Raw genomic sequence first — 15,011 nt, forward strand, 5'->3', positions numbered from 1 at the left:
GTTGATTCATATACTCAGACAGTTGTATTTGGGGAAAAGGTTTTATTGGGCCTTGATGGGAATTGTTTTGATTTTTTTCCTTTCCTTTTGGTTTTATATCCTTTATCCTTTCGGTTTGTTTTTGGCCTGCATGATGGGAGTCTTTTTCATCGTCGATTTCACCTTGCTGTTTGGTAAAAAAGAGGGGATAAAAGCAAGCAGAACTCTACCGGAAAAATTTTCGAATGGCGATGCCAACGGAGTCATCCTCCGAATCTTAAATCAATATTCTTTTGAAGTTGGCTTGTTTGTGTTGGATGAGATTCCGGACCAATTCCAAAAGCGGGATTTCGGTTTTTCCACACAACTCTTTTCCAGAAAAGAAGTCGAAGAAGTCTACGCGCTCACCCCAAACCAACGGGGTGTTTACCAATTTGGCAACTTACACCTTTTCGCTCAGAGTCCAATAGGGCTGGTAGTCAGGAGATTTAGTTTCGACAAAAATCAAACTGTCAAAGTCTATCCTTCTTTTCTGCAAATGAGAAAATATGAGTTCTTGGCTTTTACAGCCTTGAAAAGGGAATTTGGCTTAAAAAAACAGAAACGAATCGGCCAAAGTCGGGAATTTGAGCAAATCAAACCCTATGTATTGGGAGATGATCTCAGGCATCTCAATTGGAAAGCGGTGGCAAAAACAGGAAAACTGATGACCAACCATTTCCAGGAAGAAAAATCACAGCCTGTGTATTCGATCATTGACTTGGGCAGAGTTATGAAAATGCCCTTCAACGGTTTGAGTTTGTTGGATTATGCAATCAATAGTAGCTTGGTTTTTTCCAATATCGCCTTGAAAAATGGGGATAAGGCAGGGTTGGCCACTTTTTCGGATCAAATTGGACCAAACTGCGAGGCAACCCATCGCCCCACTCAACTTCGCCTGGTAATGGAGCTGTTGTATGGGATTCAGACGGGATTTCCAGAGTCAGATTTTGGAAAATTATACAGCTGGTCCAGAAAAAAACTGGGGCAAAAAAGCCTTCTGATGATTTATACCAATTTTGAACATGTAGGAGCCATGCGAAGGCAGCTTCCGTTCCTAAAAGCCCTGAGTAAACATCATGTGGTATTGGTGATATTTTTTGAAAATCACATCCTGGAGGAATTTGCTGAGACACCTGCCTCCACCCTTTCGGAAATTGTGGAGAAAACTATTGCTTCAAAGTTTCTGTTTGATAAGCGACTGATCGCCAAGGAACTTCAGCGAAATGGGATTCAGACCATTTTGACCAAACCTCAAGATCTGACGATACAGACGATCAATAAATACCTGGAAATCAAGGAAAAAGGGTTTATCTAGTCTCAAGAAAAGAGACTATCCGCTTCTTGAAAGCCTCTTTTTACTGACTGCTTTACGGCCTATCTTCAGATGAACGGCTACGCTCAAACAAACTACAATCCAGACACATAGACCATCGCATGGGATTTGGATTGGAGATTTCCTTGGCGTTGTCCATTCCGATATTCCTGACCGACTCTCAAAAGGTTTCCAGATTCAATTCGGATGTTCTCCAAATTAAGAATCTCTTTGAAATACACCATGTCATATTTTGGGCCTAGGACTTTCCCTTTTACATGGTGCCATATTTCCACTTCGATATCGACATTGGGATTATTGAGATCTTGGGTAGAGATGGTGAATTCTCGAGTGTATTCCGGGGAATCAGGCAAGTCCACCTGATAGGCATAGCGGGAGTCTCTCGGGAAAGGATTATTCTCCGTTCGGTCAAAGTAGTTGGGAGCTTTATTTCCAAATGAGCTGATTTCTTCCCTTCCCGAGGAGGTCACCCGATACACATTTATGCCCGCAAAACCGTAAATCCCAGGATTTCGATGGCTTGGAATATCACTGGCCATAATTGATCCTAGACGAAAGGTGATTTTTTTGGTGGCTGAAGCAGAAACGGGTGCAGGAATTGGCATCATGGATTTGATAGCCTTATCACCAGTCCAGGCCTGTGTTTCGGTCATTTGGGTGGTCCAGCCCCAATTTCCTGTAAAGGCATTGCCGGTAAAGGTGAGTTCCAGGTAGCCCGTTCGCCCCTTGTTGGTAAAGGTTCCCTTCAGCTTTTTAGCATTCTTGTCATAAGTCGCATTGATCTCTCCGACGGTGCTATATTTTCCTGTCACTTTATTTCCAACTTGTTCCAGAACCAAATCGCCAAAATTGGTTTTCCACGTTCCTGACCAAACGGCTGTGACTAAATCATTCACCTTTGCATTGGAATTTCGCTTTCCGCTCCAATGGAAATCAAGATTACCCGTTTGAAAATCATTGATAAAATACTGGTTTTTACCCCTTATATTTTGAAGAGTGGCATTATTGTCATAAGCAAAGTGACCGCTGAATCCCTGAATATTGAGATTAGCTCCTGCCCGCCACAGGAATTTTCCCCGGGCATTTCCGTTGAAAAATATGCCCTGCAATTCATAGTTTTGGTAATAATATTCAAATGCTATTACCGTCCCACCACCGGCATAATCCCCATAATAAATTCCATTATCATAGACCAGCTTGGACTGGACCGTATTGAGTTTGGTAGGTACCTTCCCACATTTGGGCAGCAGTCCAGTTGCTTTTCAATAGAAAGAGAGAGGCAAAAATCAACTTGAGTTTCATCGCTTTTGGAGTTAAACTTTTCGTATGAAAATAATCCTAAAACATTGTCTGTCAGATATCTATAAACTAATTGGTCACGGCTCGCTGGACAAAGAAATCTTCGAAGACTTTGCTTGGCCGGGAGTCTTTGTATCGGATGGTAGTTTTGATATACCCATCATAAGCTTGGGCATCACGCGAAAAACTGTAGTACACTTCAAAGGTCCGGCGGGCCAGTTTATCCTCGCGAGTTACGGTCATTTTGTATCGATTGATGCGATCCTCATCGTTGAAAAACTGAGGAGCCTGATTCCAAGTCTGCATCACTACCAGCTTCCCTCCCACCATGTGGTAGAGGGTGGTTTGGTTATTTTTCACCTCAAAGCGGGGGATGTTTTGGGTGGATTTGATATTGACAAAATTCAGATTTTGGGCTTGGGAGGAAAGACCCAGCCCAGATAGCATTAGAAGAATAAAAAGGAGCTTTTTCATGGTCAGGAAATTTTACTTGAAAAGAGTGGTTAAAATGAATCAGAGTTTAGTGATGATTTCTTCTGCGAGCTTAATCAGCTTTTGCTTGAGATTAGCCTCATCCTCTCCTTGATTGATCGTGAGTCTAAACATCAGTCCATCTTGATAGACATAGAGCGCACCTTCCTCAGGCATCCAGGTAGCCGCTTCACCCACTTCAGAGACCAACTCACGGGTTTGATTTCCAGCCAATCCTTCGCCTAGTCCTCCTGCGAGGTCTGCTTGGTCCTGTGTGATTTCGCCTTTGGCTACCCGATCTTGAAGAGCATCCTTCATGAGTTGATTGGATTGCTGCACTTCCTCAGGAGTAAGCACGCGATATTGGAATTCATAATCCTTTTTGCTGATCTCTTGAATGCCACTGAGCTCGAGTCGATCTAAGTCCGGCACCTCGATGTTCATATTGGCTACGGTCATCGGGCGAGTTCGACCTCTGTCCCAGGTGTAGTTAAGTGCATGAAATGAAGGATTGGAAAGCGTGGTATTATAGTCCACATCAGCGTCATTAGCTGGGAAACCCATGGTATTTGCTGCCATTTCCAGCGTGAGCAGTTCATTCAATTTACCTTCATAGGCTTTAGCCGCCTCAAACAATCCCTTGGACTCGGCCAATTCCACTGCCTCTCCGAGTGAACCGGTATTGCCTTTTTCTCCACAGGAAACCATTCCCAGAAGAATAATCACATAGAAAATCTGAGTTTTCATCGCTTACTTTTTGATGAATTCCACCCGACGATTTTGCGCTTTTCCAGCCGGGCTTCCGTTGTCGGAAATAGGCTCAGACTCCCCTTTTCCCTCGGTGCTCATCCGCCCTTCATCCAGTTCAAACTGACCCGAAAGGGCAGCCTTTACTGCTTCGGCCCGCTTTTGGGAGAGGGTAAGGTTGAGATGGACATCTCCGTCACTATCGGTATGCCCAATGATGTGTACCTTGACGCTTGGATTTTCTTTGAGGACCGTTGCGATTTCTTTCAATACGCCAAAAGATTCCGGCTTAATGGATGCCGAACCCGAGTCAAAAACAATCCCCTGGGTGGTGAATTTTCCTTCAGTTATCAATTTGGAACAGGTATCCGGCTGACCTACAGCAAAGCGGAGGTTGGACATCATAAACTCCCTGTTTTCTATGAAAAAAGTAGAGGTACCAAAAGCAAAACGATACTTGCCATCCGACTGAAAAGCTCTGGGAATATCCCAGATTTTGGACTCATTGAGGTACACACGCAGTCTTGATTTTTGTTTCCAAATGGATACTCTGACGGAAGAATATTCCCCACCTTCGGCAATGAAAAATTGGTTTTGAGGCTTTCTATTTTGCAAAACAACCCCTCCACTGGCATCATAGGTGAGGATAGAGGTACTTCCTGTATTCGGTTCCAGCTCGATAAATGTGCCATTGAGGTATCCAAGTTCAAGTAGATTTGAATTGAGATTCTCATCGATGAAGGCCAATTTGGTCAATACTGCATTTTCTTTGAGCACAATGAGATCAAACTCTATGGTGCAATTCTCTGGCAGCACCTCTACAAATTCGGGATAGAGGGTTCCCTCATCCGAAAAAAGCAGCCACCTGCCCTCCATACCATCGATAGTCACTACCTCTCCGGAGGAGTTGGTGTTCCATCGGGCAGGAAAGTCCCCCACCGCATCCTGGGAGAAGTCCTCGAAGGCAATCAACCGTTCGCCGGGGATAAAATCAAAATTGGAATAAGTCTGAAGAGTAGAAGCCGAGGCAAGCTCAGTACCCAAGGACGAATAGGAGGAGCTATCATCCAATAGTTCTGGATTCTGCTCTGCTTCCATCTCCTCTGAGGTTTTCTCTCCTTTTTCTTTCTTTTTGAAAAGGTTGTTGACCCCTTCTTCCATTTTGTTGAAGGCCTTGTCCACAGTCTCACTACTCTTGGACTCTGCTTTACCCTCAGTTTGGGTTTTCGTATTCAGGACAATTCGTCTGCCCAAACTCTGTGCGTTAAGGTCATTGAGCAAAACCAAGCAGCAACCCAGAATTAAAAATTGTTTCATGATGCTTTGAGATTAGATTTCTCCCGTTAGTATCGCATCAGCCAAAAGGTAAACACCAAAAACAAAAAAAAATAAAAATTAAATATGTATCCGTTTTCTTACCAATAACGAAACTTCATAACTACTCCCCTCGACTTGGTTCGACCAACTCACCAACCGTCGCTCGGTGACCGTCAAGTTTTTTTTGGTGAGGGGGGAGTATAATGCGGCACAACCGGATTTTACTCCCCTCCTAAAAACTATACTAACCCGGAGGCCGCGCTCAGTCAATGAGCTTGTCGAAGTGTCGAGGCCATTTCAATCTATGGCATCCTAGCGGATATACATAAAAAATAAAATAGAGAACATATCCAATGCAGAAAAGCAGGGCCTCTTCTGTCATTTTAAGTCCAAAAACACCTTGCTCTTCCCCCATTCCGGTTAGATTTTTTCACTCTTGCATCTTGGTCAAAAAAATCTATGTTTACTTTTCGATTTTTTTTTAACCAATGGAAGTGAAAGAAAAGCAGCTGGAATTGCTGAAAAAAGGAGACCGGGAAACACTCAAGCAACTCTACCTTGAGCACAAAGCAGGTTTCAGTCTTTTTGCGAAGCGATATACCCAAGACCAATTTCAGATCGACAACTGCTACCAGGATGCGATCATTGCCTTGGCCGAAAATGCCCAGAAAGGAAAAATCGAAACCCTAAATTCCTCGATTGGTACCTACCTCTTTTCCATCGGAAAATTTATACTCTTCAAAAATCTAAAGGGAAAAAACCTAACTGGTCAGCTCAGTGAAGAGATGTTGGAAACCATACCCATTGAAACCTACGAGGAGGAAGCGCGGGACGAGTACCTGCTTCTGCTCAGGCAAAAGCTAAGCGAGTTGGGTCCCAAATGCCAGGAAATTCTCCGGCTTTTTTACTTCCAATCCAAAAGTTTGGAGGAAATCTGCAAACTCATGGGCTACGAATCCAAAGATGTACTCAAAAGCTCGAAATCCAGATGCATAAAAAATCTCAAAGAATCGCTTATTAGAAACTAATATGGACCAGGACGAACTAATCAATGCCTACCTAGACGGAAAACTTAGCCCTGATGATAAGCGCCTCTTCGAGCAACTCCTCCAAGAGGACCCTGTCTACCTACAGGCTCTGGAAGAACAGCGCCAAATCAAACTTGCCGTTACACTGGAGGAAAGATCCAAACTGAAGGATTTTTTGCGGGAAATCGACCGAAATGAAGCCCGTCTCCTTGCCAAAACCAACTCTTTAAAATCCTGGCTGTTCGCCGGCGTTGCAGCTTGTTTGATTGTTTTGGTCGGATATTTTCTTTGGACTAGCCTAAGCACTACGCCCGGAGAAAAACTCTACCAAACCTATTATCAGACCTATCCCAACCTAGTAGCACCGACGGTCAGAGGATCAAGTTCTGGTGGCCTTAAGTCTGAGGCTTTTCTGGCTTTTGACAATAGGGATTACGAAAAAGCAGCTGTGCTGTTCGAAAATCTGATACAGGAACCCAACTCGGAATTCGCCATATTCTATCTGGGAATTTGCCAGCTGGAATTGGGAAGACCTGAAAAAGCCATTCCATCTTTTCAAAAAATCAAAGAAAATGCTTCCCAACCGGATAAACCTACCGCACTTTGGTATGAAGCCATGGGCTATTTCAAACTCAATAAACTGGAAGAAGCCAAGCTCAGAATCGGAAAAGTAGCTCAGGCAAATGGCCATGCACTTCAGTCCCAAGCTCAAGAAATCTTCCAAAAGCTAGAGTAAATCATTTCCTCTTCCGGATTTTAAGGGAATAAAACAGTGCTCCCACTATCACCAAAACCAATCCCAAACTCCACCAATACCCTCCTCTGAAATACGGCTTCTCCAAGGGCTCTGACTTACCATTCAAAACAAACCCCGCCCAAAAAAAGGGATGTTTTTTTAGAGGATTCTCCGCCAAGAATCTTCTTTTGGCCAAAGTCAGTGCGGTATTTTTAGGCTTTCCCTCTTGGATCTCCCGGTAAAAGTCAACCATCAAGTCGGCCGTTTCCCGATCGGGAACCTCCCAAAGGCTGTATACCGTGCTTTTTACTCCTGCAAAACTCAGAGCTTTGGACAAACTCATCAGTCCTTCTCCTGGCATCAATTGTCCCAATCCGGTATTGCAGGCGCTGAGCACCACGAGTTCTGCAGGAAAATTCATCTGGTACAGATCCCCTAGTCGGAGTTTTTCTCCCCCTGAAAAAATCAAGGCGGATTCTTCGAAATTGACCGGATCTTGCGCGGAATGCATAGCCAAATGATGCACCTGATAGTCAGTAAAACTATTCACAAAGGACATTTTTGTCGCATGCTGACCAATGTACAGGTGACCATCAAGAGCTTGGACAAGCTGGCTTACTTCAGTGAGGTTGTTTTGAATGGCCTGATAGCCGGTCCCCTGATATTCGGGTGCAAAAGCGACCAGAAATCCATCCCCCAAAGGTCTGCTTTTGAGTCGTTGGAAAGACATCTGCCGAAATGACTGCTGATAGGAGACCCGATGATTCTCCAGCAAAAACTTCCTTTTATCATCCAAAAGTGCTTCAAAAGGCAGAACATGCAAAAAATCATCCGGGAGAATAAATACCTCATCGGTTAATTGTTTGGAAAGAGGACCGATTAGTAGCCGAAAAAGAACCGTCGCAGCTTCCTTGTAGGAATCATCCAGTCTGCGAAGCGAATTTTGAAATTCTTCAGTCCATGAACTGACCGGAGCAACCGGACCCAGAGAAAAAATCTCAAGATGACCCCTTTGGATCAGCGTGACAAACACCTGATTCTCTGTCACTGCGTAACTCAACACGGTAGTCTGGGGAGAAAGTTTTTTTTGAAATTCTACCAAAGTAAAAGATCCTCCGGTAAAAAATCGGTAAGTATCTTCCTCCTCAATTCTTCTTTCGATCTGTCGAAGCTCATCCCGAAGCCCTTTTTCCTGATCCGAGGAAGCATTCACCTGATTCAGCTCCAGGCTTTTCAGGTTGAGCTCCCGCAAAAAATCAGCAGTAGTCCCCAAAAACTCTTCATTTTTACTGAGAAACTTCTTCCATCCCTGCTGGGAACCATTCTTTTCCAAAAGTTCCACCACTAGAATTTTCTCTTCTTTCTTCAGGAGCCCTTTCTCCAAAGCCATAAAAAGCAAGCCTTCTTGGATTTGTCGATGAATATTCTCCAAAGACTGGGTATAGCTTCCCTTCAGGTAATATTCCTGAAACATTTCTGCCGCAATCAAAAAAAGAGCATAAGAACATCTCAGATCTGACCTATTGTTATTTTTCAGGCCTACTTTCCGAAAAATCTGCCCTGCCTTAATCAAAATAGTGAGGTAACGGACATTGTTCAAGCGGGAAAAATCCCTGTAGGAAAGCTGAGGAATGGAGGACCTGCTGATCTCTCGATCCAATAGTTCTCCGAGCATTTTTTGCAAGCCAAGAATAGACGCTTCCTCCCTTCCCATTCGATACAATAAATCAGCCTGCAGGACTTGTAGAGAAAAACTACTCGAGCCCTCAAAACCAAACTGATTAAGTAGAGAAAGGCTTTTTCGGGTAAAGGCCAAAGACTTTTCATTTTCTCCTGCATCGTAGTAGACAATCGCCAGATTGGCGTGGTATTTCATCTCAAAAAAACCCGAGAGAGGAAGGTTTCTCATTCGTTCGTAGTAGGCTACTGCAGCGGAATAGTTTTTCAATTCCTTTTGCAAAAATCCGGCTTCCTCATACATCACTGCCAATACCCCCCACTGTTCGGCAAAAAAGTCCTTTGGAGAGGTTTTCAAGAGTTTTTCTGCTTTAGTCAGATTCAGGTCCAGAAGCCGGTCATTTTTGGTGGCTCCGTAATACCGGGAATAATTCAACAAAAGTTTTATTTCCAAATCCAAAGCCTCTACCTGAGTCAGATCATAGGTGCTTTGTGTTTCAGCTACATACCTCTCAAAAAAATGAAGCAATTCGGAGGCAGCACTGTAGTTACCGTATTCAATTTCAGCAAAAATCAGGTTGTTCAAAACAGTGGAGATATTTTCAAAATCATCCAGATGGCTGATTTTCCAGATTTCAAAGGCCCGGTAATAATTTTCCATAGACCGGTTTTGAAACCCCAAAATGTCTTGCAGGTAGCCGAGATTATTGTAGCAGAGTGCCACTTGGGAAAAATCAGGTTGAGGCTGCATCTCAAACAGCCGAATGGCCTTTTCATAGGTCTGAGCCGACTCAAGAAATTTTTCCTGATTCAGCAGAATAGTGCTTTTTCTATACTGAAAACTAGCCCACTCCGACCCAGGAATCACTTCCAAAGCCTTGTCCTTTTCCAGGGAATCGCCCAAAGCCAAACCTTTTTCAGACTCTCCCAAATAATCCAAAACAGCCATCCGGACCACCCCGAAACGCAGGCTTTGCCTCGGGGAAGGTCGAAGCTCTCCTATTGAAATCTTGTGCAGCAGCTCCTCCATCATGGGGAAAATTTCCACAAAATCATTTTTACTGACCTTTTCCTCCATCTTCTCCAGCCTACTGTCCAAAGTTTGGGAGCAAACCAGGTGTACATTCCAAAAAGTAAAAAAAAGGGCGATTAGGAAAACACAAAAACGGAAGCGCATAGGCCAAATCTATCAGCAGATTCTTTGAAAAAGGAATATTCTCCTGTTTAAATAAGCCTTTTTAAAAAGTTAAGCTATCCGTTTTTTATTTGGAAAAACTTGTTCCCCGATAAATCCGGGATAATTCCCTTTTGACTGAGCTTTCAGATAAGAAAAACACCTCGATTTTGGACCAAAAAACCAATTCAGCCTAAAAAAGAAGGCTTTAAAAAGACATTCCGGAACATGAAAAATCTGGATTCACCAGATTTATTGTTTTCCAAAAATCGATATAATTCCTGTCCAATCAGTCATCTCGGAGATTCTCTACCGGACTTTGGAAGTTAATCTTGAGTGCTTGGAACCCAACCAAAATTCCGATCAACGTCCCGAATCCCACTACTGGAAACAGAAAAAACCACAAGTCCGGAGAAACCCTAAATGCAAACCTTTCCAACCAAGTGAATCCCAACCCAACTGCAAGTGGCCCACTGACCAAACCTGCAACCAGCAGAAATATTACCGCCTCCTTTCCCATTAAATACAAAAAATCCTTGAGTTCTGCTCCCAGAGTTTTTCGGATGGCCAGCTCCTTGGTTCTCGAATTGGCTATCCAAAAAAGCAAGCCATTAAACCCAAAAAAGGAAATCAACAAAGTAAGGCCTGCAAATAGCCTCATGGCGATGAAAAAGTGATTTTCCTGCTCATATTGTCTAATGAAAAAATCATCCAAGAAAAAGAATTGGAAAGGACTGGCAGGAAAAAAAGAGGCCCAGAGCTGTTCTGTCTTTTTCCTGACTGCTATATCCGATCCTGCCTGAAAATGAAGGAAAAAATAGGTATCGGGTAAATCCCTAAGCTCAAAAATCACAGGCTGAAACGCTTGCTGCGCGCCCAGCAAGTGGAAATCCTCTACTACCCCGATGATTTCAGGTGTGGAATTCATCCTGTAATGAATTTTTTGCCCTATTGCATCATTAGGACTATCAAAGCCTAAAAATCGGGAAGCCTGTCTGGAAATCACCAAGCCTTTTTCCTGACTTTTCTCCGGAGAAAAGAACTCACCTGCCAATAGCTTCATTTTGAACTCATTAAAAAAGCGGGAATCTACCTGTGAAAAATAGTAGGTTTGGGCTCCTTCTTCTGCTTGGTTTAGCTGCCGCACATAGCCTTCGGCTTTTCCCCGAATTGCCAGCCCAGGCACAAAATTGGCTGAGGACACAGCGCGGATTTCCGGCATTTGTCGGATTTCTTCCAAAAAAGAAGAGAGCCTTTTATCCTGGTTTTCTTGATCAATGATGACAGTGGGTCCAGTAAGAACCAAGGTTTGATTGAGCTCATAGCCCAAGTCCTTTTCCTTCATAAACCGTATTTGCTGATAAATCAGAAGAGTAAATGCGACGACAAAAATCGAAACGGTAAACTGGAGAATCACTAAAGGTTTTTGGAAGTTGGGAGCCTGAAAGCCTTCGGGAATTACCTTTTGGTAATTCCTGCTGGCAATGGACCAAGCGGGATAAAACCCCGAAATCACTACCGCGAGTACCCAAATCAAAAAAGCTAAAACGATATTTTCAAAACGAAAGAAAGGCGACAATAAGTCCAAACCCGTGATTGTCTGGATTACCGGATGAATCAGCACAATGATCAGAGCCGCCATTCCCAATGCCAAGAAATTGATCATCGCAGCCTCCAAAACCAATTGCCTGAAAAGCTGTGATCTGCTTGCCCAAAAAATTCTGCGGAGGCTGAGTTCTTTTTGCCGCTGGATTGACCTAGCCAAAGTGAAATTGATGTAATTGGTACAGGCCAAAACCAGCACCAAAAAAGCCAAAACTACCATGATCCAAATCGATCCGGGATTCCCGTTTGCTTTGAATTCATTGAGTAAATGAGACTCCAAATGAATGGAGGACAAGGGCTGGGCGAAAAAGGCAAGTCCTGAACCCTGGAAATGCTCAGAGGCAATTTGGGCTAATGCTTGATTCAGGTCGGCCTCAGATGTTCCAGTCCTCAGTTTGACGTAAGTGAAAAACTGATCTCCCCAATTCGAAAATTCCCGATCTGGATCTGCATACAGATCCAGTGAAATCAAAGTCGAAAATTCCAAATGCGTATCGTCAGGAATGGGTTTTAAGACTCCGGCTACGGTATAATTTCTAAATTCTTCATATCCCTCAGAACCATAAACCCCATAAGATCCATTGATCAAAAGAGATTGTCCAACTGGATTTTGCTCACCAAAGAGACGTTCTGATACTTCTTGGGTTAAAATCACTGCCTGTGGGGTGGATTTCCAAGAAGCTACTGAGCCATAGAGAAACTGGAAATCAAACAAGTCGAAAAAGGTGTTTTCCACCCCAAGCATTTCTCCTTGAATTAGGATTTCCTTTCCAGCCTGAATACTCGTGTTTGGACCATTTCTGTGGATTCGAACACCTGATTCTACCAAACTGGTTTGTTCAAAAAGGTTTAGACCTATTTTTGAATAGGTAGATGCACTGAGAACCTCCCCTCCTCCTTCAATCTCCTTGACTTGAGCAATCCTGTAAATACTCTCAAAATCAGGGTGAAACTGGTCGTAGTGTGTTTCCTTAGACCAATAACTGACCATCAACAGACAGGTTGCAATACCCAAGCTAATTCCGGCCAGGCTGATCCCATTGTAAAAAGGATGGGATCGGAAACTTCGAAAACTGGTCTTGAGGAGGTGAAATACCATAGATAAGGGTTTTGAACTCCTTGACTATTGAAAAAGTCTTGCCAAAGAAAACCTAATCCGGTTAATCAGAATGAGGATAGTGTAGAACAAGGTGATCTGGTATTCGAACAAAAATGTGCGGATATGAACGAAATGAAACCCTTCAAAAGAAATGTCTTTTTCAAGAAAAAGAGCCCTCCAGAATCTCTCCTGAGGGCTCGTAAATCATACTTTGTACTTTCAATGAGATTGCTTCGTCGCCTCAGTCATTCTCAAACAGTCTTCTGTACCTTGAAGGGCTCCTCGCAATGACATTAAACCTTTGGCACATTCCAACCATTGTGATAATGCGCCTTCATCAGCTGATTGGCCTCTGAATCGGTGAACATATTTTTCCCTGCATCCCAATACACCTTCTTTCCGGTTTTGTAGGCAATATTTCCCATTTGGGCATTGATAGCAGCAACCGAACCGGTTTGAATCGCACACTTCAGCAACTTGGGATCATTTGCCGTCACTGCTTCCACAAAATTGACAGCATGCAAGTCCAAAGCCGAGCCCTGAGGTCGGGTATGAGGCACTTCATCCACTTTTGGTTTACGTTGCCCGTCTACATTTTCGGTTTCAGGAATGACTTTCCAGCCGCCACGGTTGACAACCAAGGTTGCATTGTTTCCAATAAAGGCAATTCCTTCGGTCGTGCCGTAATTTCCTCCGTCAATACCAGTCGCATGCTCCCAAAGCATATTGAATCCTTCGTATTCATACACCGTCTGCAAGGTGTCCGGTGTCTCGGAAGCATCATCGGGATAGGCGAATTTTCCTCCGGAAGCCATCACGGATTTAGGGGCACTCACTCCCATGGCATACAAGGCGATATCGATCTCATGTACGCCCCAGTCGGTCATCAAGCCACCCGCATAATCCCAAAACCAACGGAAATTGAAATGGAAGCGGTTGGCATTGAATTCTCTTTTGGGTGCAGGACCCAGCCACATGTCGTAATCAACTCCAGCAGGAGCCGATCCATTTGGCACGACAGGTACGGGCTTCATCCAGCCTTGATAGGCCCAGCATTTCACCAGACGGATTTGCCCTAGTTTCCCTGATTTCACATATTGAATGGCTTCATCGTATTGAGAACCGGATCGTTGCCATTGTCCTACCTGCACTACTTTTCCATAGCGCTCCTGGGCCTTGACCATGATTTGGCACTCTTCAATGGTATTGGCAATGGGTTTTTCTACATAGACATGCTTTCCGGCAGACACTGCATCTACCATATTCAGACAATGCCAATGATCCGGAGTACCGATAATGACCACATCGATATCCTTGTCTTCGAGCATTTTTCGGTAATCTTTGTACTGCTTGGGTCGGGTACCGCGAAGTTTGAACACATCTTCGGTACGCTGATCCAAGACACTTTGATCTACATCACAGAGGGCAACACAATTGACCTGGGGGATTTTGAGATGGGCATTCATATTGGACCAGCCCATACCTTTACAGCCGATTACGCCATAGTTGATCTGGTCATTAGGACCTACAGTTCTGGTAAACCGCCCGAAATCCGCTGCGTTAAGCACACTCGGCATGCTGAGACCAGCTCCGAGGAGCATGGTGTTTTGTATAAATTTTCTTCTTGAAGACATGATTGTTATTGGATTATTGGTTATTGGGAGAAAAGTGAAGTTTCGGATTTGGGATTTCGGACGTCGGAATATCCGAAATCAACCTTCCGAAATCCGAAATCACAAGGGTCTGACCCAGATATTTCTGAATCTCACCGGATTGCCATGATCCTGCAATTTGATCGGCAATTCCTCTGGATGAGCTTTATAATTAGGAATACCGATGTACTCCGTCGGACCTCTCAGGATCACATGGTTTTGGACCACCACCCCATTAATCAGTACAGTCACGGTGGCAGGGGAAGTCAAGACTCCATTTTTGTCAAAACGTGGCGCTTTGAAGATGATGTCGTAGTAGTTCCACTCACCTGGAGCTCTCAGCGGATTGACCAAAGGTGGATATTGCTTGTATATCGAACCTGCCTGTCCATTGGTGTACGTCTTGCTTTCGTAGCTGTCCAAGATTTGCACTTCGTACATGCCCATCAGGAAAAAGCCGGAATTGCCTCGGCCCTGACCTTCGCCCACGATTTCAGTAGGTGCGGACCATTCCACATGATATTGCGCATCTCCAAAAGGAAGCTTCGATTGGATATCCCCTTTTCCCCGGACGACCACCAATTCTCCGTTTTCGATTTTCCACTCTGCTGGACTCGAACCGTCTTTTGCTGAAACAAAATTGCTCAGGCTGGTTCCGTCAAAAAGCACGATGGCATCCGATGGAGGAAGATTGTTTTGGGCTCCGGGTGAGATTTTGGGAGGCACAGGGGTGTAAAATTCCGTAGCCTGAGGAGGCATGGGGGGTGGTGTTGGGTTTTGCTGGGCGATGGACAAATTGCTCAAGCTCAAACCGCTTGCAATCAAAGCCAGGGTCAAAAGTTTCTTCATGGT

11 protein-coding genes are annotated in these 15,011 nt (G+C 44.1%); 3 read left to right on the top strand and 8 right to left on the bottom strand.

What is annotated here, in order from left to right; translation table 11 throughout:
• The first annotated feature begins 1 nt into the window (after position 1).
• Entirely contained in the window at positions 2-1,336 is a 1,335-nt protein-coding gene (locus tag AAA943_RS01445) for a DUF58 domain-containing protein (RefSeq protein ID WP_338222461.1), read from the top strand.
• Positions 1,337-1,428: 92 nt separating this feature from the next.
• On the opposite strand, the gene AAA943_RS01450 is transcribed toward AAA943_RS01445, so the two are convergent.
• The 4 genes from AAA943_RS01450 to AAA943_RS01465 form a co-directional block, all read right to left on the bottom strand.
• Positions 1,429-2,463 (bottom strand): hypothetical protein, encoded by a 1,035-nt coding sequence (locus AAA943_RS01450; protein WP_338222462.1) that lies wholly within the window; start codon positions 2,461-2,463, stop codon positions 1,429-1,431.
• Positions 2,464-2,722: 259 nt separating this feature from the next.
• Positions 2,723-3,127: a hypothetical protein gene (locus AAA943_RS01455; RefSeq protein ID WP_338222463.1), complete on the bottom strand. Its 405-nt coding sequence runs from the start codon at positions 3,125-3,127 to the stop codon at positions 2,723-2,725.
• 39 nt (positions 3,128-3,166) lie between these two features.
• Positions 3,167-3,871, bottom strand: coding sequence for a hypothetical protein (locus AAA943_RS01460; protein ID WP_338222464.1), 705 nt, complete (start codon positions 3,869-3,871; stop codon positions 3,167-3,169).
• Between the two features lie 3 nt (positions 3,872-3,874).
• A complete protein-coding gene (locus AAA943_RS01465; RefSeq protein WP_338222465.1) occupies positions 3,875-5,188 on the bottom strand; it encodes an OmpA family protein in 1,314 nt (437 codons plus the stop codon).
• A 488-nt stretch (positions 5,189-5,676) separates the two neighbouring features.
• Here AAA943_RS01465 and AAA943_RS01470 point away from each other — a divergent pair, with 488 nt between their 5' ends.
• On the top strand, positions 5,677-6,216 hold the full coding sequence (locus AAA943_RS01470; RefSeq protein WP_338222466.1) for an RNA polymerase sigma factor: 540 nt from the start codon (positions 5,677-5,679) through the stop codon (positions 6,214-6,216).
• A 1-nt stretch (position 6,217) separates the two neighbouring features.
• Entirely contained in the window at positions 6,218-6,952 is a 735-nt protein-coding gene (locus AAA943_RS01475) for a tetratricopeptide repeat protein (RefSeq protein WP_338222467.1), read from the top strand.
• Between the two features lies 1 nt (position 6,953).
• Here AAA943_RS01475 and AAA943_RS01480 read toward each other — a convergent pair whose 3' ends face one another.
• From AAA943_RS01480 to AAA943_RS01495, 4 genes are all read right to left on the bottom strand, one after another.
• The gene (locus AAA943_RS01480; protein ID WP_338222468.1) at positions 6,954-9,728 is read right to left on the bottom strand and encodes a CHAT domain-containing protein; all 2,775 of its coding nucleotides are present in this window, start codon (positions 9,726-9,728) and stop codon (positions 6,954-6,956) included.
• A 364-nt stretch (positions 9,729-10,092) separates the two neighbouring features.
• A complete protein-coding gene (locus tag AAA943_RS01485; RefSeq protein WP_338222469.1) occupies positions 10,093-12,507 on the bottom strand; it encodes an ABC transporter permease in 2,415 nt (804 codons plus the stop codon).
• A 293-nt stretch (positions 12,508-12,800) separates the two neighbouring features.
• Entirely contained in the window at positions 12,801-14,141 is a 1,341-nt protein-coding gene (locus AAA943_RS01490) for a Gfo/Idh/MocA family protein (RefSeq protein WP_338222470.1), read from the bottom strand.
• 99 nt (positions 14,142-14,240) lie between these two features.
• Positions 14,241-15,008 (bottom strand): 3-keto-disaccharide hydrolase, encoded by a 768-nt coding sequence (locus tag AAA943_RS01495; protein WP_338222471.1) that lies wholly within the window; start codon positions 15,006-15,008, stop codon positions 14,241-14,243.
• Positions 15,009-15,011 lie beyond the last annotated feature (3 nt).

Source organism: Algoriphagus confluentis (assembly GCF_036245625.1).
GTDB classification, from domain to species: Bacteria; Bacteroidota; Bacteroidia; order Cytophagales; family Cyclobacteriaceae; genus Algoriphagus; species Algoriphagus confluentis.